The organism is Acinetobacter sichuanensis, from assembly GCF_003024515.2.
GTDB lineage: Bacteria > Pseudomonadota > Gammaproteobacteria > Pseudomonadales > Moraxellaceae > Acinetobacter > Acinetobacter sichuanensis.
On the sequence record NZ_PYIX02000038.1, the window covers coordinates 1 to 25738 of the forward strand.

Sequence of the window (25738 nt, forward strand, 5' to 3'; positions counted from 1 at the left end):
AACCACCTCTTTCTATGGATAAATTTCTTAATTATTCAATTTATTGTTGAGGTTTTAATCTTGATAAGATTAAAGTTTTGATTGTATTTTTTTAAATATATATTTGTACCTTAATATCACCAAAGCAGCCAACTTTTCTGCTTTGGTGATAAAAAATAGTAACTTAAAATCATAAATAGAAAAATGATGTAAAAACTTACATGGCATTCAAGGCTTCTTGAATATTTTGCACCATATAAATTAAGCGTGGACCAATTTCATTTTCTAATTTTTCCTGATCCACTAAATAGCTTGGTGCGCCACAATTAAAGACCAATAAACCATGAATCGGATGAATCATTGGTACTGCAACGGAGTTAACTTCTTTATGCCACTCACTTAAAGAGAGACAATAACCATAATTTTGATAGTCATAAAAAGAACGTTCCAAAGCTCGTTTTACTTTAGCCCAATCTTCTTTATGACGTTTTGCCAAGGCTTCTAAAATAAAACCACGTTCATTTTCAGTCATAGCTGCCAAACAAGCACGTCCCATTGCTGTATTATGCAATGGAATAGTCGATCCAATTGGACGGCGCATGGTCAAATTTGATTCTGCTTGTACAACATCAAGATAAAGCATAGTCAAACGATCACGTGTTGCCATTGCAACAGGTGCTTGAGCATATTTTGCCATTTCTTCCATATAAGGACGTGCATGAATACGTGCTGAAATATTCGATAAAGACGCATAACCTAAGGCTAATACACCAGTATCAAGTGTGTATTTTGTAGAATTTGGTAATTGCTTTAAATACCCCAAAGATACCAAAGTACTGGTAATGCGTGCAATTGTTGGTTTTGGTAAACCTGTAAGTTGTGACAGCTCCTGATTTCCTAATACCTGCGAAGATGGCGTAAAGCAGCGTAAAATTTCTAAGCCACGTGCCAGTGATGCAATAAATTGTGGATTATTTTCACGATGAATATGCGAAATAGGATCTAAACGAATTTCATCAAAGTTTATTTTTTTTTCTATCAGCTCGGGTGCTGTGTCATCTTCAGGATACATAATATTCCAATATTTAAAGAATCATTGATCACTATCATAGCAATAAATTTCGCTCTGCAAAACTTTTATCATAATTTATGTGGATGTATATTTATAGTGCCATGAGCATAGGGCAAATCAAGTGGTATTGTTCATACATAAAATGAAGGATTTTTTATCTGATTGGGAATTTTTTATGAACAATATTGAGTCATATTTAATGTTAAAAAATCAATCCATCAAAAACACTCTGGTTATTGTAAAAATTTCGTATAGAGAAATTTAATTTTTATCTTAATTTTGCCTTAATAGGATCTAAAACTTTCAATTTATCTGTATATTAGGATGAAAGTGTAACTTAAAAGTTGTTTTTTATAAAAAAATAAGAATGTTTATTGTCAAAATAATATTAAATTGATATTGTATTTTGTATAGCGAAATAATTTTTAATTATTGCATATAATCTAAAACTATTAATTCTACATGGAGTAGGAAATAAAAATGATTCGTGATGAAAAAATGATGGACCAACTGTTAGCAACAATACGAGATTTTGTAGACAATGAATTAAAGCCATTTGAACATGAAGTCGATGAAACAGATGCTATTCCAGATCATATTGTACAGAAAATGCGTGATATGGGATTATTTGGACTGACCATCCCAGAACAATATGGCGGTTTAGGTATTACGATGGAAGAAGAAGTATTGGTCGCTTTTGAGTTAGGTCAAACGTCTGCTGCATTTCGTTCTTTAATTGGGACAAATAATGGTATTGGCTCAAGTGGTATTTTAATTGATGGAACAGAAGAGCAAAAACAAAAATATTTACCTCGTTATGCAAATGGTGAAATTATTGGTTCATTCTGTTTAACCGAACCAGATTCAGGTTCTGATGCAGCTTCATTAAAAACTTCTGCTGTTAAGGAGGGTGACTATTATATTTTGAATGGAACGAAACGTTTTATTACCAATGCTCCACGTGCGCAAACTTTTACAGTCATGGCAAGAACCAATCCTGATATTAAAGGCTCAGGTGGAATATCTGCTTTTTTAGTTGAGGCGGGTACATCAGGGTTATCACTTGGAAAAATAGATAAAAAAATGGGACAAAAAGGCTCATATACCTGTGATGTTATTTTTGAAGATTGTCGTATACATCAAGATCAATTGATTGGTGGCGTAGAGGGTGTTGGCTTTAAAACTGCAATGAAAGTACTGGATAAAGGGCGCTTACATATTGCAGCTTATAGTGCTGGTATGGCGGAGCGTATGTTAAATGATGCTTTAAATTATGCGATTGAACGTAAACAGTTTGGTCAACCTATTGCTAATTTTCAACTGATACAAGGCATGCTTGCTGATTCAAAAGCGGAAATTTACGCAGCGAAATGCATGGTCATTGATGCGGCACGTCGTCGTGATTTAGGTGAAAATATTAGTACAGAAGCTTCTTGTGCAAAAATGTTTGCGACTGAAATGTGTGGTCGGGTCGCAGATCGCTGCCTACAAATACATGGTGGGGCGGGTTATATTAGTGAATATGCTATAGAGCGCTTTTACCGTGATGTACGATTATTTCGCCTGTATGAAGGAACAACGCAGATCCAACAGATTATTATTGCACGTGACATGATAAGGACTGCTACAGATGGCGTTTTAAAATAGTTTTTTGTTTAAAATGAAAATTCATGCTAAGAATTTTTAAGCATAAAATTTTTTAAGAGATAGGCACTTGAGTCACAATTTAATCACGACACAAGACTGAAGAACTCAACGTGCCTACCAATATATCACTTAAAATAATTTTATATGATTTTTTGCTTAGATTTTAATTATATTTTTGATTTTTATAAAAATTTTACCAATGATATTCAATAGTAATACTTAATGATAGAAAAATAAAAATACACAAAAATAAGATCTTTCCTTACCAATAATCAGATTGCTACTTTGCTTTTTTAACAAAAAGCAGAAGCTCAAAGACTTTTATCTTTGTTAAACAAAGCCTTTTCTCGTTTTTTACTTTTCTAACGCTTATTAATGGCTTCAGTTAAAAGTAAAATGTATCACGTATTTTTGCTCTTATTGAACATTTAAAGTCGATGTATTGGGATAGTTTTTATTGCTGCTATTAGACTTACGATGTTTATTCATCACCATAGAAACTATATTTTGTATTATGAAATATAGTCAAATATTGACGATTTTTACTGAATAATATTTAAAATTTGTTTTAAAAGTTAAAAAATAAAAATTTTAATTATTTTAATTTATTCAATATGTAATAAAATATTTCAAAAATACTGAATTTATTTTAATAAATGTTATTTATAACAATATCTTATATTGATTTTTTGGTTTTTTAATAAATTTCGTATGACGAAATTATATAATTGATAATTGAAATTATTTTTCTTTTTGTCTATTTTGAAATTAGATACAACATAGAAATATTTCGAAGAAAACAAAGAAGGATAGCAAGATGAATGGACTCAAAGATAAGGTCATTATTGTGACTGGTGGTGCTGGTGGTATTGGTGGAGCGACTTGTAAACGTTTGGCTAAAGAAGGTGCCAAAGTTGCAGTCTTTGATATGAATTTAGATGCTGCACAGCAGATCGTAGATGAAATTAAATCCGCAGGCGGTATTGCGCTGGCAATTGAATGCGATATCACCAATAAAGAAGTTGTAGATCAGGCGGTTGAGACCACAGAAGCTAAACTGGGTAAAATTGATGGTTTAGTCAATAATGCAGGTTGGGATATTTTTAAACCATTCATTCAATCTACACCAGATGAATGGGAAAAACTGATCCAAATTAATTTGGTTGGTATGTTGAATATGCACCATGCCGTACTCAAAGGCATGGTAGAACGAAATAAGGGCGCTATTGTCAATATTGCTTCGGATGCGGCACGTGTAGGTTCTTCTGGTGAAGCTGTTTATTCTGCATGTAAAGGTGGATTACTTTCTTTTTCCAAAACTTTAGCTCGTGAACATTCTCGTAATAATATTACAGTCAATGTCATTTGCCCTGGACCAACAGATACAGCTTTATTGGCAGGTGTAACGCAAGGTGCAGCAAATCCTGAAAAACTTCGTGAAGCTTTTACTCGTGCCATTCCTTTAGGGCGTTTGGGGCAACCAGATGATCTTGCTTCATCTATCGCCTTTTTCTTAAGTGATGATGCAAGCTTTATTACGGGACAAGTATTAAGTGTTTCAGGTGGTTTAACCATGAATGGTTAAATGATAAATACAGTAAAATATGGGTCTTGAGCAATAGAATATTCACCACTCAAGCCCACAATACAATCTAATAAATAAAGTTAAAAGCAGTTTCAAGGAAAGGAAAAAATCATGAATTTCGAAGATATTTTATATGAAGTACGTAACGGTGTAGCGTGGATTATTATTAATCGCCCAGAAAAAATGAATGCATTTCGTGGTCAAACCTGTGATGAAATTATTCGTGCATTAAATAAAGCAGGTTATGACCGTCAGATCGGTGCCATTGTACTTGCAGGTGCGGGTGAGAAAGCCTTTTGTACTGGTGGTGATCAGTCTGCACATGATGGTAATTATGATGGACGTGGCACAATTGGTCTACCGATGGAAGAGTTACATAACGCGATTCGTGATGTGCCAAAACCTGTGATTGCTCGAGTACAAGGATATGCAATTGGTGGTGGTAACGTATTGGCAACTATTTGTGATTTAACCATTTGTTCTGAAAATGCAATTTTTGGACAGGTAGGTCCTAAAATGGGATCAGTTGATCCAGGTTACGGTACAGCTTTTCTTGCCCGCGTTGTTGGAGAGAAAAAAGCTCGTGAAATATGGTATATGTGCCGTCGTTATAAAGGACAAGAAGCTGTTGAAATAGGCTTAGCAAATAAGTGTGTGCCTTCAGATCAGTTAGATGCAGAAGTACAGGCATGGGGTGAAGAACTTTGTGAGCGTAGCCCAACTGCTTTAGCAATTGCAAAACGTAGTTTCAATATGGATACCGCGCATCAGGCAGGCATTGCAGGCATGGGTATGTACGCATTAAAGCTATATTACGATACAGAAGAGTCACGTGAAGGTGTGAATGCGCTAAAGGAAAAACGTAAGCCAGAATTTCGTAAATTTTTTAAGTAAGGAAAAAAATGATGAATAAAAATCCTTATATCACTGAAGATTTAGAGTTTTTGGCAGAAACTGTAGATAAATTTGCAAAAAAATATATCGCTCCAGGTTTTTTAGAACGTGACCAAAGTCGTATTTTTGACCGTGCCTTGGTTAAAAAAATGGGAGAAATGGGTTTTATTGCACCTGAGTTACCTGAGCAATATGGCGGTCAAGGTATGGGACGATTAGCGGCAGGGGTGATTCATGAAGCGATTGCAAAGGCAGATTTGAGTTTTTCATATATTAATTTATTAGCTTCATTAAATGGGCAAATTTTAGCTGAACATGGGCAACCTGAAATTGTTGAACCTTGGCTGAAAAAGCTTACTGCAGGTGAGGCAATCTTTTCTATAGGTTTAACTGAACCACGTGGTGGCTCAGATGCAGGAAGTTTGCGTTTAAAAATCGAGAGAGATGGTGATGACTACATATTAAATGGTGAAAAAACTTCAATCTCAGCCGCAGATCAAGCTGATGCTTCAGTTATTTTTGGTCGTACTGGCACAGTTGAATCTGGCGCACATGGGGTGACTGCTGTATTTGTACCAATGAATTTGCCAGGTATAAGCACAACACGTTTTGACTGTCATGGGCAGCGTGCGATTGGACGTGGATCTATATTTTTTGACAATGTTAGGGTACCTGTTAGTCACCGTTTAGGAGATGAAAATAAAGGTTTTGTTCAAGTGATGCAGGGATTTGATTTTTCACGGGCATTAATTGGTCTGCAAGTGTTAGCTGTCGCACGTGTTTCTTTAGATGAGGCATGGGAATATGCAGCGCAACGAGAAGCGTTTGGTAAACCATTAACTGCATTTCAAGGGGTTTCACATCCGTTGGCAGATTATGAAACGCAAGTTGAAGCAGCACGATTGCTCTGTTTACAGACATTATGGTTAAAAGACAACCACTTACCTCATACTGCCGAAGCAGGGATGTGTAAATGGTGGGGACCAAAATTAGCTTATGATGTCGTTCATCAATGTTTACTTACACTTGGGCATGCAGGATATGACCGTGGAGTGATGGAACAGCGTATGCGAGATGTTTTAGGTTTTCAAATCGGCGATGGTACAGCACAGATTATGAAGACGATTATTGCAAGACATAAAGCAGGTCGTCAGGCTGTTCCAGCTTAATAAAAATATGTATTGCTTTTATTTTTCTTTTTAAATGTTCCAAATTTTTGGAGAAAATAAAGAGAAATAAGCGTGAAAGCTCATGCAATGTATCAAGTATCACCATGCAATATAAGACAACTACATAATTATAAATTGGAGTTATGAAATGGATTTCGATGCGGTTCTTTTACCACCACGTAAGGAAAAAATGTTACAGCAAGGATATTGGTTAAATACAACCATATTAGAGTCATTAAACCAAGCAGTACATCAAAATCCCGATAAAGTAGCTTTGGTGAGTTACAAAACTGAAGAGCAATCTGAAAAAAGTTTTACTTATCGTGAAATTTTGCATACAGCTCAGAAAATTGCTTTAGGTTTGAAAAACTTAGGTGTTCAAAAACAAGATATTGTTTCCTGTCAGTTACCCAATTGGTGGGAATTTACTTTACTTTATATCGCTTGTCGACGTATTGGCGCTGTTTTAAATCCTTTAATGCCAATTTTTAGAGAACGTGAACTTTCATTTATGTTGAAACATACAGAAAGTAAAGTGTTCATTGTGCCAAAAACTTTCCGTAAGTTTAATCATGAAAATTTAGCCTATCAATTACAGGAAAATATCAAAAGTCTTGAACATGTTATTGTCATTGGTGGCGAAGGTGAAAATAATTTTGAGACATGCTTATTAAATCATGGTCTAGATCATGATCCTCAGATGTTAGAAACACTGAATGATGTAAAAATCACAGCGGATGATGTTGCTCAACTGATATTTACTTCAGGAACTACAGGTGAACCAAAAGGGGTGATGCATACTGCAAATACTTTATTTTCTAATATTGTGCCTTATGCTAAACGCCTGAATTTAAATAAGGATGATGTCATTTTAATGGGATCACCTATGGCTCATCAGACTGGTTTTATGTATGGTCTAATTATGCCTATTTTATTGCAGGCAAAAGCTGTATTACAAGATGTATGGGATGTAAATACTGCGATTCATTTAATTCAAAAGTACCAAGTGAGCTTTACGATGGCTTCAACGCCATTTTTAAATGATCTATCAGAAGCGGTATTAGATACACATCAATCTTTGGATAGTTTAAAACTTTTCCTTTGTGCAGGCGCTCCAATTCCTAGTACATTGGTTCAAAAAGCGCGTCAAAATATGGGAGTCAAAGTCATTTCTGCTTGGGGAATGACAGAGTGCGGTGCAGTGACGATGACACGCCCTGAAGATGATGATGAACGTTCATTTAACACTGACGGATTACCGTTGTCTGGTGTAGAAGTTAAAATTGTCGATGATCAGGGACATCTATTAGCAGCAAATCAATCAGGTACGTTGATGATTCGCAGTTGTTCAAACTTTGGAGGATATCTTAAACGCGCTCATCTCAATGAAACAGATGAAGATGATTGGTTTGATACAGGTGATATTGCTTATCAAGACGAGAGAGGCTATATCCGTATTGCAGGTCGAAAAAAAGATGTGATTATTCGTGGTGGTGAAAATATACCTGTTGCTGAAGTTGAATCACTGATTTATTTGCATCCAGATATAGCGACAGTGGCTTTAGTGCCTTATCCAGATGAAAGAATGGGTGAGAAAGCATGTGCTATTGTCAAGCTAAAAGAAAATACAGAGCATATTGCATTGAAAGATTTGGTCGACTTTTTAAAACAGCATAATCTTGCAAATCAATACCTTCCTGAGCGTTTAGAAATATGGAATGATATTCCAATGACACCTTCAGGTAAAATTCAAAAATTTAAACTGCGTGAATTATTACAGCATGCTGACCAGACCTAAAACGGATTTGGTCTAAAATTTAACAGCAACACACTCACCTCAAGTGATTTGATCAATATTTAAGTATTGATCAAATGGGGTTTGTTCGTGCTGAAAAAAATGAAATGGATTGAAAAACTAAAAATATTGAATAAAAGGAATTAAATAATGGAAAAGCATTTTGGTTTTTTCGTGAAAAGTACTGTGAGTTTAACGCTCTTTATGTGTACAACATTTAGCTATGCTGAAATGACTTTGGAACAACAAGTTGCTCAATTGCAGCAGCAAATTCAAGAATTACAAATATTGATGCAACAGCAAAAAGCTGTAAATGATCAAATTGTAGCTGAAATACCCAAGATCCAAGAACATTCAATTGAAAATACTCCAGTAATAAAACATACGACTAAAGGTGATGCTTCATTTGAGTTATATGGCAACATTCGTGGAGACATGAGCTATCAGCGTAAAGGTCCAAGTACGATGTATAACCTGATTAGTGCTGTTCCTTTGAAAGGCACGGAAGCTGAACATAAAAATTCAAATAAATTCCAAAGCACATTAAATGCAACACGTTTTGGTTTTAACTTTAACACGCCAGTACAAGGAGATCATAAAATCGGTGGTAAAGTAGAAATGGATTTTTTTGGAGGATCTGGACGCGACACTTTCCGTATTCGCCATGCTTATATCACTTATGACCAATGGTTGTTGGGGCAAACTTGGTCTAACTTTAACGCTGTTGAATATTTTCCCGAAACTGTTGATGCTTCTTTAGCTGTGGGTGGTTCTTTAACGCGCGTTCCTCAAATTAAGTACTCTATAGCTGTAGATCCAAAACTTAATTTTGCCTTGAGTCTGGAAGATTCAAAAGCAGAAACTGTAACTCGTACAGGAACGCAGAACTTTACGACCGATGCTGATGCAAAACTAAAATTACCTTCTATAACAGGTCGTATCAATTATAAATTTGATGATAAATCAATACTTTCAGGGCGTGTATTTTTGACAGAAAAACGTACTAATCATGAAGCTAATGATACTTTTTTAGCATGGGGAGCAGCATTAGGAGGAAAATATCAAATTACAGAAAACACGTTGCTCCGCATGGATTATAATCACATTAAAGGGGATACCAAAAATTTGCTATGGTCTAATATGGCATATGTATTTGATGATCATGGTCACATGCAAGCAAATGAATTTGATGCTTTAACCTTAGGGATTAGTCATAAAATTACACCCAAATTACGTTCAACTTTAGGCTTTGGTTATATGCGTGCAGATGATGATAATACATTTGCAAACTTAGTTTATGGTGATGAAACGCAGAATAAGGCACTGAAACAAGGTTGGATCAATGTATTTTATAATCCAGTGAAGCCTATTAATTTTGGTTTAGAATACATGTACGGTGAGCGTGAAACTTTTAACCATAAAAAAGGGCTTGATAATCGTGTAAATTTCACCGCAATTTATGATTTTTAAAGTGATTTTGGTGGTGTGTTAAATCACATGTTGACTCAACTAGTTTATGGGAGAGTTGAAAATAAATAAAGTAATATTTTATATATTTTCAATACCTTATGATCTTTGACTTAATTTTTTGCATAAAATGCAATTCAAATGTTATTTGAAGCACCACCAGTCTTTTGTGTTTAATTATCCAATGGATATTATGAAGGGTTCACTGAAAAATCTAATCAAAATTTAATGGTTCAATTGTTAATAAAATGAATATTTTGATCGACTGACATTGTATTAACAAATCAACAGCAGTCTATATTCACCTTCATTTTCAACAGGTGCTCTATGTACACAGGGTAATACTTGCTGTGTGGGATGATCCACAGCGAGTTTCCATAAATGACCTGTACCTAAATTAATCGGCAGAGCATCAGCTTGAGCTTCATAATGTAAATCAAAAAAATATTCTTCTAAAAAGTTTTCAAAACCATTTTCAGCTCCATCATACAAAGCTTTAAGTTTTGTTCGTATTTCAGGAATATAAATTTTTTGTTTAACTTGATGATTAGGTAAAATATCACTTGCAGGACCAAAATAGGTACATAAAAAAGTGTCTGTGGCTACAGGTGAGCGATCAACATGATAAGAATATACATCAGTGGCGATGAAATCGAGTTCTTCATCTCGCTCATAATTTTTGAGTAAATTAAGAGAAGGGGAAGCACCAAAATCAGTAAGTTGTTGTATATCTTCTAAAATAATTTGCCTTGCTAATTTTCCATTTTCTGAAAGTTGAAGTGCTAAAAGATCATGGGTAGAAATTTCTGTAATATTCTCTTTTAATTTAAGTTTAGTGACAATTTCCTGAAAATCACCCATTAAATTTCTAGACCAACACATGGCATTGATATTTCCTGCAAAACTTGAATCAACCAGTTCAGTAAAACTAGAAACAACGCTAATTTGAGTATTTTCAGAAAACATATTTTTCCAGATGAGAATGCAATTGAATGTCTATAGACATAATAGGGTGAAATATAACGATTAACTTTAATTTAATCAATTCACTCATTTTATAACTGATTTAATACCTTTTTAAGGCTATTCTTTTTGGTTGAAAAATAGCCTAAGCAATATGGGAAATAACTAAAATTCAAAAAACACGATTAAACTCAATTTAAAACGTTATAAATTCACATTTAAGTTAAAACACGTCGAATCTTTAAAGTAGGAATAAATACATAATGACTCTCTTCTTTACCTTGATAATTTGCTAAATGGTAAAATTTTTTATCTGCTTGATAATAACTGATCATTTGCATACCCACACATTTTACTTCACGAATTTGTGAATTTATGCGGAATAAACGCTGTGAGGTAATGGCAGAAAAAGCGCCAATTACACCATCATGATTATATATTTCTAAGCGATCAAAGCGACCATTTTTATTTTTAGGTTTTATAATGACCTGTTTACGCACATCAAATAATGAATTTTGTGCCATATCTAATAAACGTTGGCGTCCTTTTTCTTGCACAATTTCTGGATGAGATAAATAAATATCAGCCAAACTAAATTGCTCAAAGTAGGTGATTTCATTAATTTGTGGTGCAGGTTCAAATATTAATTTTTCAACAGCCTTTAAATACTGAGCAAGCTGTATATCATATTGTAAAAGCCAACGTTGATCTTGAGGCTGAATAATGGTTAAACTTTTTTTAGCTCGTGTTAAAGCAACATACATGGAACGAATTTGACTTTCATTATCGCTATCTCGTGTTTTTTTCCATTGATCGTAAATATAAACATGCTCATATTCGCAACCCTTTGCAGAATGATAAGTACTTAAAATCAGTCGATCCGTACGGTTTTGTTCAGGAGCAGTTTGCAAAGTTTCTAACAATTGTTGGCAACTTAAATTTTGATAGCCTTGTACACGTTGTTTAAGTATCCCCCAGCTTAAATCTTGTTTATTCCATCCACGACTTTCTAACCATTCATCTAAATATTGGCTCGCATCTCCCTCTATAATATCTAATGCAGGGCGTTGTGCTAAATCTGCAAATAAATGCTTAGCTAAAAAACTGTCTGATAAGTCTAAATTATCGCTTTTATTTAAGATTTGAAAACGAATACCTGCTTCTGTTAAAGCATGTTGTATGACTAATAATTCATTCCACTGACGTGCTAAAATCGCAAAATCTGACCATTGATTTTGATTTTTTCGATTTTTTAAATCCGATATTAACCAGCCAATTGCATCTAAACCATGTTTTTGTTGGTATTGTCCAAAGCGAATATTATTTTTAGCAGGATTATTTGGGCGTATTGCATGAGCTAAACCTTTTAACCGTTGTTCTGCAGGTAAACAATTTTGAATATATTGGTTAGCAAGTTCGATGACATCGCTTGGACTACGATAATTGTCTAATAAATAAAAAATATTTTCTTCGTCAATTTTAAAGTCTTCTTTAAAGTTCTGAATATATTTAATATTTGCGCCTCTAAAGCCATACAAGTTTTGGTCATCATCACCTACAGCCACTAAGAAACCTTGTTGATTAATTTCTCCTTGCTCATCAGGTTCTGCTTGCATACCTGCCAAGTGTGAAATTAATTGATATTGGACATCATCAATATCTTGAAATTCATCAACTAAAATATATTGAAAATATTGTGGTGTATCTGCTAAATACTGTACTGCTTGTTCAAGTAACCATTGATATTTATAATTTATATCTTGATTATAAGGTGCTTGATTTTCATGAATATTTGTTAAATAACGCGCTAAAGCATGGAAAGTGAAAATATTGATATTTAAGGCATATTCCATACCAATTAAATGCATTAAACGCTGACGGATTTCAAATACTGCCTGACTGTTATACGCTAAAATCAAGATTTTTTCTGGATCAATATTACGTAGCATAACTAAGTTCGCTACACGATGAACAATAATGGTTGTTTTGCCTGAGCCTGGACCTGCCAAAACTAACATCGCACGGCGAGTATCATCGGCAATAATATTACGTTGTACTTCATTTAAAAAATCTGGAAAAATTAATGCTTCATAATTCACAAGATGGGCTTATTTTGCTTGTTCAGGATCATCTAGGTAACGTTTACACATATCCGTTAAATCTAGATTAAAATAATCATTAAGCATTTTTTTGCGTTGTTGTGGTTCTCTTAAAAGCCACGCTTTCATTAAATGTAAACGGCGATTGCGGTCTTGGTAATGTTCTTCTAAATATTGATATGCAACTTTAGAATGTAAACGCTGTGCTGCATTTTCTGCGGGATAGTCAATGAAAAATATTTTTTGTGTATCATCATCTAAACGACTGACATTCAGCCAACCAAAACGTTGCATCATTTCTAAATGTTCTAAAAATAAATCGATTTCAAGATCATGTCTTTCTAAAAATGTATCAACATTGAGTTGATGACTGGTCTGAATATCATCAGGAAGTTCATTTACAATTAAGTTTAAACTATGATGGAGATCTGCTAAGCCTTGTTTTGCTTCAGAAAGCCAATCTTTCCATGTATGTTCTTTATCACGTGATTCGACGCGTAAACTATATTTATTTTCTTTTAAATTGACTAATTTAAAGATTTTAAACAAATAAAAAATTTCTCGTGCTTTTACACGATATCCACGTTGTGTAAACCATGTATCTAAATGACGTAAATCAATGCGTGTTAAATCCTCAGGAGGGTAAGTTTGCCAACATTCTTGAATTGCTGTTAATGCTAAATCTTTCTCTTTAATTTTACGTTGTTGTAAATGAGCAAAACGATAGGCAAAACGAATTCTAACCTCACAAGACCAACGCGCACAGCCTAATTTTACCAACTGACGCACACCATTTAATAATTGGCGTACACTCATTCCTAAAGCGACAGATACTTCAGGTAAATATAATTTTACGTTTTGTTGATGCTGTAATAAAGGTGCTAAACGTTGATAAAGTTGAGCAGCTCGGGTGCTTGAAGTACGAGGAGCATCCAATAACTGCATGCTCAGCAAAGCAGGCAATTGATCTTTTTCAACCAATAAACGATAACGTTCTAATGCTAATAATAAGACTCGAATTTGGGTCACGAGTTCTTCATTTTCAAAAGATAAGTAGGGTTGCAGTTCTTCTGAACTAAACCAGCGTTCTTCAGGTGGGCGCTTTAATGTCGGTGCAATAACTTTTTGCCAACAGTCAGCTAAGACTTTATGTCCACCTAATTCACTTGCAATATTTTTACGTACTAAGCTTTCTAAGTCTTGATTATTCCAAAATAAAATGGCTTGACCTTGTTCCCCTTGCTTTCTGGCTGTACGTCCTATTTCTTGTAAATATGATTCTAGGTTATTCGGAGGTGTATAGTGAATGACAGTATGAATGTTAGCGCGATCAATGCCCATCCCAAAAGCATTGGTACAGATGACTACATCGAGTTGATGCTGTTTAAATTTTTCTAAAACTTCTTTCTTTTGTAATGCTGTTAAACGTGAATGATAAGCAGCAGTAATAAAACCTTGTTTTGCTAAATCTTCGGCAAACTCTTCTGTTTTATCTCGATTACGCACATAAATAAGTACAACAGGATGCGTTTGATCATCTGCAACCAATTCTACTGTTTCTTCTGTTTTTCGTTGTGGAAAAATCTGTTTTAAAATTTTTAAAATTTCAACTAAGCGATCTTCTCGCTCTAAATAACGGATATCGACTTTAATTTCATCTCGCCATACATTTTGAGTAGGTTCAACCATGACAGTTTCAAGAGGTACTTGTAAAAGATGTTGTAAAGGCTTGACCACTTCACGTTCAATTTCCTGTATCGCTCTTTGTGACGCTGTTGCTGTGACCAGCATTAATTGCGGTTGAGTCGCTATTTCAGCGCCTTGATAACATTTAGCAATGGATTGCCCAATACGCATAAAGTCAGGGCGAAAGTCTGTTCCCCATTGGCTAAATGTATGTGCTTCATCTACCACCCAGAGTGCAGGACGTCGACGTTGTAGCAAAGCTTGAATACTATGTGTACGTAATCGTTCAGGGCTAATATAGAGTAAATCAATACTACCCAACCAAATTTCTTCTAAAATACGTTGTTGTTCTTCATGACCTTGTCCTGAAATTAAACAAGCAGCGCGTTTCCCCCATGGATCAAGTTGTTGTAAACCTAAAATTTGATCTTCCATTAAGGCTTTTAATGGGGAAATAATGACAGTTAATTCACGTCTATAACGGCTCAATACAAAAGCAGGCAATTGGAAGGTCAAGCTTTTCCCGCCACCTGTTGGTAATAAACCCAGTGGCACTGCTAGTCCTTTAGCCAAAGTATTAATAATTTTCTCTTGCCCTGGACGTAAAGAATAACCAAATATATTTTGACTTTCTGTATTAAAATCAATATATTGGAATTGTTTATTTTCCCAGAAAATTTGCTCCGCAATAATAAAATTTTCACCATATTCTGATTTATCCATGAGCCATGATGGGCGACGACAACTCGGATGATCTAAATGCAGTATCCAATGTGCAAATGTAATTGCACCAATCCATGCTTTTTTGTCATGTGTTGGAATATTTTCGATATATTCCTTTAAGGTTTGTATATCGCCTTGGGGAACTAAAAGTTCATAGGCTGTACAATTTTCGCCTGTATAAGCTTGCGGTAAATATTGACAATCGGGTTGCTTTTGTTCGATCCACGCTGATATTTGAGGATGTATTTCTTGCTTCCAATACGTACAAATTCTTTGATAAAGTTGATAAGTTTCTAAACAATCATATATAGGATTATTTTCACTATCAGGTGCTTTATAGATTTTGAGTAATGCATGTGATGGATGTTGAGGAAATACTAAATTTGATAGAATTAGAGTATCTAATGCTTTATTTTTTAATAAAAATTTTGCTGAATCAGCATGAATGGTATGATCAATCCACCATTTTAAATCAAATTGCACAATATTATGCCCTGCAACATAAGTCGCATTACATAAAATATGCATAACTATTTCTAAGTCACTTTCTTTAAAGGTCGCAGCATAAGGTTGTTGATCTATCACACACAGTAAAGCGCCTATTAATAGCTTGTTGTTATGTGGGTTGATTTCTAAATCAAACCATACGATCTGCTGACTAAAATAAGCAGATGCATAAGGTAAATCTATTTCCTTGATTATTGGTAACATTTAAAAAATCTCAACCCTATTTTGCTTGTAATATAACTTAAATATCACCGTTTTTTTATCTATTTATCTATACTTTAGTGGATAAAAAATAGATATATTACATGTAATTTCAAACTTAAATTTTTTATATGATCATATTTTTTAAAAAACAAAAGCTTATGATTAATGGTAATTTGATTGAAGATTTTCATAAATCATACTTTTCTTTTTACTATATAAAATTTGATTGATTGATAAGCTCTAATTTTGATGGGATTTGTTTCATCACTATTCTTATGATTACTCAGGATGCGATTTTTTTCAAGTAAATAAAATAGCTAATAATTTGATTAAAAAGACAAAAATAGAATAAATTTGAGATGGTCTTGCCTTTTTAGAACGGACAATCAAATATGATTTTCATGGAAATCATATTTTAATTCTAACTTGTATTTATATGTATATACCTTTACTAAGCAAAAGAGTAAAATCTTTTTAAATTATTTGAGTTGAGTCATGTTATGTCAGAGCAAAAAAAAACTACACAGGATTTAGAACTGTTTATTGAGGAAAATAGTCCACTTCCTATTTATTTACGTGTTAAACAACTTATTACAACTAAAATTAATAAAGGTATTTGGATTGCAAATCAAAAAATTCCTTCAGAAAGTGAACTCGTAAAACAATTAGGCTGTAGTCGAATGACGATTAACCGTGCTTTACGTGAACTGACTGCTGAGGGTGTATTGGTTCGTGTTCAAGGGGTTGGATCTTTTGTTGCAGAAGAGCAAGGGCAAACTTCACTATTTCAAATTCATAATATTGCCGATGAAATTGCTGCAAGAAATCATATACATCGTGCAGAGGTTTTAATTTTAGAAAATATTAAGGCAAATTCAATTCAAAGTTTACAAATGCAAGTACAAGAAGGACAACCTTTATTTCATTCAATTCTTGTACATTATGAAAATGATATTCCTGTACAAGTTGAAGATCGTTTAGTTAATTCATTTTTAGTTCCTGACTATTTAAAGCAGGATTTTACACAGGTCACACCAAATGCGTATTTAATGGCAAATGCACCAATTACAGAAGGTGAACATATCGTTAAAGCAGTTTTAGCATCTACTCAGGAAAGTAAATGGCTTAAAATTAATAAAACTGAACCTTGTTTATTTATTCAGCGTAGAACATGGTCTAATAAAAACTTGATTTCTAGCGCACGTTTGATTTATCCGGGAAGTCGTTATCACTTAGAAGGTAAATTTACACCATGATTCAGGTATTAACAGCACAGCAGTATAGAGAAATGCCGTGGAAAAACGGGCTAGGTGTAACTTTAGAAATTGCTCGTAGTCATGGTGAAGCTTTGGATGATTTTGATTGGCGTATTTCAATTGCTGATGTTAAAACCGCAGGTTCGTTTTCTTATTTTCCCAAGAAACAACGTGTACTTAGTATTTTGGAAGGTACAGGTTTAGCTTTAAAAATTGATCACAATAGACCTGTTAATATCTTGAAAAAAGAATTTATTTCTTTTCATGGCGAATGTGATGTATATGCTGAATTATTAGAAAATGAAATTCGAGATTTTAATCTAATTTATGATCCTGAAAAGTTTTCAGCACGTGTGCAATGGGTAAATCAGGCATCATTATTTTCTATTTTGAGTAATGCGCAGCAAGTGTTTGTATTTACGCATTCAAAAACACTTAAAATTAAAGTTAAGCAGCAAGAATTTGTTTTGAATACATTTGAAACTTTACATCTTGCAGATGAAATGAATATTTTAACTCAGTTGGACTTTGAATCTGAAGGTGGCTTTGATTTTTGTTTGATTGAACTATTTAGCAAATAATATCTGATCATAGAATTTTTTATAAATAATGTATGATATTTATACAAATTAGGAGCTTTAGAGCATACTGATTGTAGCATCATATTTTAATTGTCTATATTGATAAATCTATTTTACATTGACTTATACAGTAAAAATTGAGCATAAATCTAAATTTTACTGTTTTTCAAAAGATGTATGACGAAAGTTGTACATCTTTTTTTTATTTAAAAATCATTAAGATAAAAAATAAATTAAATAAAGTATTTAAAAGTAAATTTTTATGTAGTATATATATGTATATACAAGTTAATACATATAGATTTTCATAGTGCTTTTGCTATGAAAAGATTTTTGAAAGGAAAGGAGTCTAATCATGACGACAAATAATCCACGTTACCGTGACATCGAAATTCGTGCGCCAAGAGGAACAACGTTAAATGCGAAAAGTTGGTTAACAGAAGCACCTTTACGTATGCTTATGAACAACCTCGATCCAGATGTTGCAGAAAATCCAAAAGAATTGGTGGTATATGGTGGTATTGGTCGTGCAGCACGTGATTGGGAATGTTTTGATAAAATCGTTGCAACACTAAAAAATCTTGAGGATGATGAAACTTTATTGGTTCAATCTGGTAAGCCAGTTGGTGTTTTCAAAACACATAAAGATGCTCCTCGTGTTTTAATCGCAAATTCAAATTTAGTACCACATTGGGCAACTTGGGAACATTTCAATGAACTTGATGCCAAAGGTTTGGCAATGTATGGTCAAATGACAGCAGGTTCTTGGATTTATATTGGTAGCCAAGGAATCGTTCAAGGTACATTTGAGACCTTTGTTGAAGCAGGTCGTCAACATTATAATGGTGACTTGACGGGTCGTTGGGTACTGACTGCTGGTTTAGGGGGCATGGGGGGAGCTCAGCCATTGGCTGCAACGCTTGCAGGTGCATGTTCATTAAACATTGAATGCCAACAAGCAAGTATCGATTTCCGTTTACGTACTCGCTATGTCGATGAACAAGCTGATGATTTAGATGATGCTTTAGCGCGTATCGCAAAATATACAGCTGAAGGTAAAGCAATTTCGATTGCACTGCATGGCAATGCTGCTGAAATTTTACCTGAGCTTGTACGTCGTGGTGTACGTCCAGATATGGTGACTGACCAAACAAGCGCTCACGATCCATTAAATGGTTATTTACCTATTGGCTGGACTTGGGAAGAATATAAAGAACGTGCTAAAACTGAGCCTCAAGTTGTTGTAAAAGCCGCAAAACAGTCTATGGCAAAGCATGTTCAAGCGATGCTTGATTTCCAAGCGCAAGGTATTCCAACATTTGACTATGGTAATAACATTCGTCAGATGGCTCAGGAAGAAGGTATAGAAAATGCCTTTGATTTCCCAGGTTTCGTTCCAGCTTATATTCGTCCATTGTTCTGCCGTGGTATTGGTCCATTCCGTTGGGCTGCACTTTCTGGTGATCCAGAAGATATCTATAAAACTGATGCAAAAGTAAAAGAACTTATTCCTGATGATGCTCATTTACATCACTGGTTAGATATGGCTCGTGAACGTATTAGTTTCCAAGGTTTACCTGCACGTATTTGTTGGGTAGGTCTAGGGCTTCGTGCAAAACTTGGTTTAGCATTTAACGAAATGGTTCGTAGTGGTGAATTATCTGCACCAATCGTAATTGGTCGTGATCATTTAGACTCTGGTTCTGTTTCTAGTCCAAACCGTGAAACTGAATCTATGCAAGATGGTTCAGATGCTGTTTCAGATTGGCCGTTACTCAATGCATTACTCAATACTGCTGGTGGTGCGACTTGGGTATCTTTACATCATGGTGGCGGTGTAGGCATGGGCTTCTCTCAGCATTCTGGTGTTGTAATTGTATGTGATGGTACTGATGAAGCAGCGGCACGTATTGCACGTGTACTAACGAATGACCCTGCTACAGGTGTTATGCGTCATGCTGATGCAGGTTATCAAATTGCCATTGATTGTGCGAAAGAACAAGGGCTGAATCTGCCAATGATTACAGGTTAATCCTATTTTTAGATGAAATTTTAGGTTGCTATTGACTGATCAGTAGTAGCCTTCTGAAATTGTAAATAAACAATTTCAATAAAGGATTCGTTTGTTTCCTAAAACATGAACAAAGAAAAAGTAAATCACGATACAGAGTTAGGTCAAAAGCCTAAGGTGGATGTTATGAAAAAACTTTGGCACAACTGTCATATTGCAACGATGCAGCATGGAAAATATTCCATCATTGAAAATGCAGCAATTGTGACTTTAGGGAATGTGATTCACTGGATTGGACCAGAACAAGATCTAGCATTCGATCAATATGATGAAACTGCCGATTTAAATCAAGCTTGGGTAACACCAGGTTTTATCGATTGTCATACACATAGTGTGTTTGGCGGAAATCGTAGCATCGAATTTGAAAAAAGATTACAAGGGATGAGTTACGCCGAAATTGCAGCGCAAGGTGGTGGCATTGCTAGCACAGTAAGAGCAACACGCGAAGCAAGTGAAGAACAGTTATTACTTAGCGCATTAAAACGTATCAAAAGTCTATTAAAAGATGGTGTAACCACCATTGAAATTAAGTCTGGATATGGACTTGATTATGAAAATGAAAGAAAAATGCTTCGTGTGATTCGTCAAATTTCACAGCATTTGCCTATTACAGTAAAAAGTACCTGCTTGGCAGCACATGCACTTCCACCAGAATATGAAGGGGAAAGCAATGCATACATTGAGTATATCTGTACAGAAATACTGCCAAAATTACATGAAGAAGGTTTAGTGGATGCTGTTGATGCATTTTGTGAATACTTGGCATTTTCACCTGAACAAGTTGAGCGAGTATTTCAGACTGCACAAAGTTTAGGACTTCCTGTCAAAATTCATGCAGAACAATTATCAGCTTTAGCAGGTTCAAGTTTGGCAGCACGTTATCAGGCATTATCAGCAGATCATTTAGAATATATTACCGAAGATGATGTTAAAGCAATGGCAGCATCAGGCACTGTTGCTGTGATCTTGCCAGGCGCATTTTATTTCTTAAGAGAAACTAAATTTCCACTGATTGATGTGTTGAAACAGCATCAAGTTCCAATTGCGCTATCAACAGATTTAAATCCAGGTACATCACCATGTTTATCTTTACGTTTGATGTTGAACATGGGCAGTACTATTTTCCGTTTAACACCTGAAGAAGCCTTAGCAGGTGTGACGATTCATGCAGCCAAAGCATTAGGGTTACAAGATACACATGGTAGTTTACAAGTCGGTAAAGTTGCGGACTTTATTGCTTGGGAAATTGAGCATCCATCTGAAATTACCTATTGGTTAGGTGGTGATTTGTCTAAACGTATTATTTATCAAGCTCAAGAATTGCAAATTTCATAAAGAGATTTATTTCCCTATTCATTTGAAATAATGATTTTTTGAGCTTAAGTATCCTGCTGTATAGAGATTTTAAAATGAGTAATACATTTCATTGGGATGGGCGTGATGATGGCACTGCGGTTAATCATAAGCGTATTTTTCAAGTGATTAATCAATCAGAATCAACCGAGTATAGTTTAATTGGTTTTGGTTCTGACGAAGGTGTACAGCGTAATAAAGGTCGTATTGGTGCAGCAGAAGCACCAAATGCGATACGTAAGCAATTGGCAAATTTACCTGTGCATCAGACTATAAGCATTGCTGACCGTGGCGATGTTATTTGTCAACATGGTTTACTTGAAGAAGCACAAGCAGTACTAGCAGACCATGTTGCTCAAGCACTTGAGCAAGGTGAAAAGCCCATTGTATTGGGTGGTGGTCATGAAGTTGCTTATGGTAGTTTTAGTGGATTATTTCAGTATTTGAAGGCACATGAACCTGATAAAAATATTGGAATAATCAATTTTGATGCACATTTTGATTTAAGACAAGCTGATCAAGCATCGTCAGGTACACCATTTTTACAGGCAGCACAAAAGTCTAAAGAGCAGGGCAAATCATTTCATTACTTATGTATTGGTGTTGCAAAACATTCAAATACTCAAGTCTTGTTTGAAACGGCTGATCGTTTAAATGCTGCTTATATTTTAGACCGTGATGTACAAGTTACACAGCTTGAAAGCTTAAAACAGAAAATCCAATCCTTTATTGATCAGGTTGACTATTTATATGTGACCATTGATTTGGATGTATTTGCTTCAAGTATTGCACCAGGTGTAAGTGCGCCAGCAGTAAAAGGCATTGATTTGGCTGTATTTGATCCATTAATTCAATTCATTAAAGATTCTGGAAAAATCAGAGTGTTTGATGTAGCTGAATGTAATCCAAAATTTGACTTGGACAATAAAACTGCCAAGTTGGCGGCTTATATTATTTTTAATTATATCTTCGATTAAAGCACTTAAAAGCTAGAAAACCTCTTCTTATACTCTCTTTATAAAGAGAAGGATTAAAGAATAGGGTTGAAGTTCTGAGCGAATCAACATTACACAACAGGGGCTTTTTACATTTTAGTTTTGAATCTGAGATTTATTAAAATAGATGAAAAATCGGTGTAAAAAGCTCATAAAATAATTTCACAAGGATGAAGCATGTCTAATTTATCGTATGTTCCAGAAAGTAATGGTGCATGGCAAACATATTTGGCACAAGTTGATCGTGTTGCACCATATTTGGAACATCTCAAAGACTATATCAATACTTTAAAGCGCCCAAAACGCGCTTTGATTGTAGATGTGCCCATTGTGATGGATGATGGCACAATTCGCCATTTTGAAGGTTATCGTGTGCAGCACAATTTATCTCGTGGACCAGGTAAGGGTGGGATTCGTTATCATCCAGATGTAGATTTAAATGAAGTGATGGCATTATCTGCTTGGATGACGATAAAGACTGCTGCGCTAAACTTACCATTTGGTGGCGCAAAAGGAGGTATTCGTGTTGATCCTCGATCATTATCACCACGTGAACTTGAGCGCTTGACGCGTCGTTATACCAGTGAAATTGGTCATATTATTGGTCCACAAAAAGATATTCCTGCACCAGATGTAGGAACCAATCCTAATGTTATGGGTTGGATTATGGATACCTATTCATCAGGTCAAGGTCATACAGTGACTGGTGTTGTGACGGGCAAGCCTGTACATTTAGGTGGTTCATTAGGGCGTATTAAAGCCACTGGTCGAGGTGTGTTTATTACAGGTCAACAAGTTGCACAAAAAATCAAATTACCTTTGGAAGGCGCAAAAGTTGCTGTACAAGGTTTTGGTAATGTCGGTAGTGAAGCAGCTTATTTATTTGCAAATGCAAAATCAAAAATTGTTGCTATTCAAGATCATACAGGAACGATTTTTCAGCCTGAAGGTATGGATATTGAGGCATTAAAATTGCATTTAGCAGAACATCAAGGCGTAGCTGGCTTTGTGGGTGCAGAAGCAATCAGTAATGATCATTTTTGGTATGTTGAAATGGATATTCTTATTCCAGCAGCATTAGAAGGTCAGATTACTGTTGAAAGAGCAAAAAAACTGTCTGCAAAATTAGTGCTTGAAGGTGCAAATGGTCCAACGTATTTAGATGCAGATGACATTTTAATTGAACGAGGTATCACTGTTGTACCTGATGTAATTTGTAATGCGGGTGGTGTGACTGTGAGTTATTTTGAATGGGTTCAGGACATGGCGAGTTTGTTCTGGTCTGAAGAAGAAATTAATCAACGTCTGGATAAGTTGATGATTCAAGCAGTGAATGATGTCTGGAAAGCTGCTAATGAAAAAGTGTGTAGTCTACGAACAGCAGCCTATATTTTGGCATGCGAACGTATTCTACGTGCGCGTAAAGAACGCGGTATTTATCCAGGTTAATGACTTGGATGTAATTTAAAAACTCTCCCTAACTCCTTATTTTTTTCAAAAATAGGGAGTTAATAATTTTTTTCTTAATTCCTCTTTAAGTAAGAGTAGAAAACAAATCGTTTCTTCTAGTTTTTGTTAGAAAAAGAGAAGAATATGTGAAAAGTAAAGGACTTTTTTCTATTGAAATCACATGAAAATGGAAATTCATGGACTTTACGAATGTAAAATATGAACATCAGGACGAAAATATGAACATACAATTAGGCGATAAAATTGATATAAACACGTTTATTGAAATCGCTCGCTTTAAAAAGCAGATCGAATTCTCAGAACAGTATGTCAAACGTGTAAAAAAATCACGTGAAGTTCTTGAAGAAATGATGGCAAGTGATGAGTTGATGTATGGGATTACAACAGGTTTTGGTGCTTTATGTTCAGAGAAAATTTCACAAGAGCAAACCGCTGAATTACAAGAAAATCTAATTCTATCACACGCAGTTTCAGTTGGAGATCCGCTGAATGAAGAGCAGGTGCGTGCTTGTATGCTTATGATTTTGCAAAACTTAGGGCAAGGTTATAGTGGTGTCCGTTTCGAAGTTTTGGAAATGATTCGTCAATTTTTAAATTTAAATCTCATTCCTTGGATGCCAAAAGAAGGTTCAGTCGGATATTTAGCACCTGAAGCACATTTTGCACTGACTTTGATAGGTCGTGGGCGTATTTTTTATCAAGGAAAATTATGCACCGCAGTCGAAGTATTACAAGCAGAGAATATTCAGCCTATTCAACTACATGCGAAAGAGGGTTTGGCGCTGATTTCTGGAACGACCTCAACAACTGCACTAGGCGCTTTAGCTTTATATGATATGCAAAACGCAGCTAAATCTGCTGATATTATTGCAGCTTTAACTTTGGAGTCATTAGAAGGAATTTTAGTTGCATTTGATGAGCGTGTTATGAATGTGCGTCCGCATCCAGAGCAAGCCAAAACTGCTTCAAATATTCGTCGTTTACTTAAAGATTCAGAACTGGCATTACAACGTCATCCTATAAAATTGCAAGATGCACTATCGCTCAGATGTATTCCACAGTTGCATGGTGCAGCTAAAAAAGTCTTAAATGATGCTTTGGTGACGATCGAAATTGAGATGAATGCTTGCTGTGATAATCCAATTGTCTGGTATGACTTAGATTTAGATCAAAAAGAAATTATTTCTGCTTGTAATCCAGATTCATCGTATGTGGGGCTGGCGATGGACACAGCAGCCATCGCAGCGACAAATTTAGCAAAAATGTCTGAGCGTCGTAATAATCGTTTAATTGATGGCAGTTTATCTGGTTTTCCATCTTTTTTAATTAAACAACCTGGTTTAAATTCTGGTTTGATGATTCCGCAATATACACAAGCGGCATTATTAAATGATATGCGTATATTATCTCATCCTGCGACAATTGATAATACACCGACTTGTGGTAATCAAGAAGATTATGTGGCAATGGGATATAATGCCTCTAAAAAAGCGATTTCTGTTGTTGATAAGCTTGAATATATTTTGGCAATTGAGTTGTTATCTGCCTATTATAGTCAGCAATTTTTATTGGAAAATAAGAAGCATAGTTTAGCAGTTGAAACAATTCTTACTGAATTACAAAAAACAATTCAAGTTCCAGAAAAAGATGCCTATATTTTTCAGTTTATAACAGAGATCAAAAGCATGATTCATAATGGGACTTTAGTTTCGATTGTAGAAAATGTGATTGGTGAGCTAAATTAAGTATTATGGTTTGATCAGTAAAAAATCACGACATAAATTTTTTATTTCATAGGGATACAAATGTATCCCTATTTTTTATTGTTATAGCAATTTTTTGTATAAAGTTATCATTGAAGATTTATTTATCAATATCATTTCCAAATGAAAAGCCTATATCCAAAATCTAATCAATAGTTCCTCTTATGATCTAGCATTAATTAATCGAATAAATACTTCATTGAGCCTAAGACTCAAGGGTATTTTTGGCTATCAGGCAAATATCAATAAAAGTAAACCTATTCTAAGACAGCATGCAAGGTTGTAGATGATCAAATATTTAGTTTCGACTTTATTTTTTATGCATAATAGCTTGTTTAAGCGCTGATTAAACTGTGTGGATTGGATTAGATAGTATGCTAGATATAATCGATACAGATGAAGCTTATAACTCAAAACTAAGAATTTTGATCGTCAATTTAATAACACATGTATGTTTGG

At 34.8% G+C, this 25738-nt stretch carries 17 protein-coding genes; 13 read left to right on the plus strand and 4 right to left on the minus strand.

Annotated elements, in window-relative coordinates; all coding sequences use genetic code 11:
• Positions 1 to 196 precede the first annotated feature (196 nt).
• Entirely contained in the window at positions 197 to 1051 is an 855-nt protein-coding gene (locus C9E89_RS17315) for an IclR family transcriptional regulator (protein ID WP_107009585.1), read from the minus strand.
• Positions 1052 to 1531: 480 nt separating this feature from the next.
• Here C9E89_RS17315 and C9E89_RS17320 point away from each other — a divergent pair, with 480 nt between their 5' ends.
• From C9E89_RS17320 to C9E89_RS17345, 6 genes are all read left to right on the plus strand, one after another.
• Complete coding sequence (locus C9E89_RS17320; RefSeq protein ID WP_107009586.1) at positions 1532 to 2698, plus strand: acyl-CoA dehydrogenase family protein; 1167 nt, start codon at positions 1532 to 1534, stop codon at positions 2696 to 2698.
• 817 nt (positions 2699 to 3515) lie between these two features.
• A complete protein-coding gene (badH, locus tag C9E89_RS17325) occupies positions 3516 to 4283 on the plus strand; it encodes a 2-hydroxycyclohexanecarboxyl-CoA dehydrogenase (RefSeq protein ID WP_107009587.1) in 768 nt (255 codons plus the stop codon).
• A 111-nt stretch (positions 4284 to 4394) separates the two neighbouring features.
• On the plus strand, positions 4395 to 5177 hold the full coding sequence (gene badI / locus C9E89_RS17330) for a 2-ketocyclohexanecarboxyl-CoA hydrolase (RefSeq protein WP_107009588.1): 783 nt from the start codon (positions 4395 to 4397) through the stop codon (positions 5175 to 5177).
• An 11-nt stretch (positions 5178 to 5188) separates the two neighbouring features.
• Positions 5189 to 6346, plus strand: coding sequence for a cyclohexanecarboxyl-CoA dehydrogenase (gene aliB / locus C9E89_RS17335; RefSeq protein ID WP_107009589.1), 1158 nt, complete (start codon positions 5189 to 5191; stop codon positions 6344 to 6346).
• A 148-nt stretch (positions 6347 to 6494) separates the two neighbouring features.
• Positions 6495 to 8144 (plus strand): cyclohexanecarboxylate-CoA ligase, encoded by a 1650-nt coding sequence (gene aliA, locus C9E89_RS17340; RefSeq protein WP_107009590.1) that lies wholly within the window; start codon positions 6495 to 6497, stop codon positions 8142 to 8144.
• A gap of 147 nt (positions 8145 to 8291) precedes the next feature.
• A complete protein-coding gene (locus C9E89_RS17345; protein ID WP_107009591.1) occupies positions 8292 to 9611 on the plus strand; it encodes a DcaP family trimeric outer membrane transporter in 1320 nt (439 codons plus the stop codon).
• 273 nt (positions 9612 to 9884) lie between these two features.
• Here C9E89_RS17345 and C9E89_RS17350 read toward each other — a convergent pair whose 3' ends face one another.
• The 3 genes from C9E89_RS17350 to C9E89_RS17360 all read right to left on the minus strand — a co-directional run bounded on the left by C9E89_RS17350 (position 9885) and on the right by C9E89_RS17360 (position 15790).
• Positions 9885 to 10574 carry a DUF1826 domain-containing protein gene (locus tag C9E89_RS17350; protein WP_107009592.1) on the minus strand — a complete coding sequence of 230 codons (690 nt, stop codon included), beginning with the start codon at positions 10572 to 10574 and terminating at the stop codon, positions 9885 to 9887.
• Positions 10575 to 10789: 215 nt separating this feature from the next.
• Positions 10790 to 12670, minus strand: coding sequence for a UvrD-helicase domain-containing protein (locus C9E89_RS17355; protein WP_107009593.1), 1881 nt, complete (start codon positions 12668 to 12670; stop codon positions 10790 to 10792).
• Positions 12671 to 12679: 9 nt separating this feature from the next.
• A complete protein-coding gene (locus C9E89_RS17360; RefSeq protein WP_107009594.1) occupies positions 12680 to 15790 on the minus strand; it encodes a RecQ family ATP-dependent DNA helicase in 3111 nt (1036 codons plus the stop codon).
• Between the two features lie 500 nt (positions 15791 to 16290).
• Between C9E89_RS17360 and hutC the strand changes: the two genes are divergently transcribed.
• From hutC to C9E89_RS17395, 7 genes are all read left to right on the plus strand, one after another.
• On the plus strand, positions 16291 to 17046 hold the full coding sequence (hutC, locus tag C9E89_RS17365) for a histidine utilization repressor (protein ID WP_107009595.1): 756 nt from the start codon (positions 16291 to 16293) through the stop codon (positions 17044 to 17046).
• A complete protein-coding gene (locus C9E89_RS17370; protein WP_107009596.1) occupies positions 17043 to 17627 on the plus strand; it encodes a HutD/Ves family protein in 585 nt (194 codons plus the stop codon). Before hutC ends, C9E89_RS17370 begins: the two co-directional genes overlap by 4 nt.
• 355 nt (positions 17628 to 17982) lie before the next feature.
• The gene (hutU, locus tag C9E89_RS17375) at positions 17983 to 19659 is read left to right on the plus strand and encodes a urocanate hydratase (RefSeq protein ID WP_107009597.1); all 1677 of its coding nucleotides are present in this window, start codon (positions 17983 to 17985) and stop codon (positions 19657 to 19659) included.
• 165 nt (positions 19660 to 19824) lie between these two features.
• A complete protein-coding gene (gene hutI, locus C9E89_RS17380; protein WP_107009612.1) occupies positions 19825 to 21033 on the plus strand; it encodes an imidazolonepropionase in 1209 nt (402 codons plus the stop codon).
• Positions 21034 to 21107: 74 nt separating this feature from the next.
• Entirely contained in the window at positions 21108 to 22028 is a 921-nt protein-coding gene (hutG, locus tag C9E89_RS17385; protein WP_107009598.1) for a formimidoylglutamase, read from the plus strand.
• Positions 22029 to 22223: 195 nt separating this feature from the next.
• On the plus strand, positions 22224 to 23495 hold the full coding sequence (locus C9E89_RS17390) for a Glu/Leu/Phe/Val family dehydrogenase (protein ID WP_107009599.1): 1272 nt from the start codon (positions 22224 to 22226) through the stop codon (positions 23493 to 23495).
• Between the two features lie 239 nt (positions 23496 to 23734).
• Positions 23735 to 25261 (plus strand): HAL/PAL/TAL family ammonia-lyase, encoded by a 1527-nt coding sequence (locus C9E89_RS17395; protein ID WP_107009613.1) that lies wholly within the window; start codon positions 23735 to 23737, stop codon positions 25259 to 25261.
• Positions 25262 to 25738: the final 477 nt, after the last annotated feature.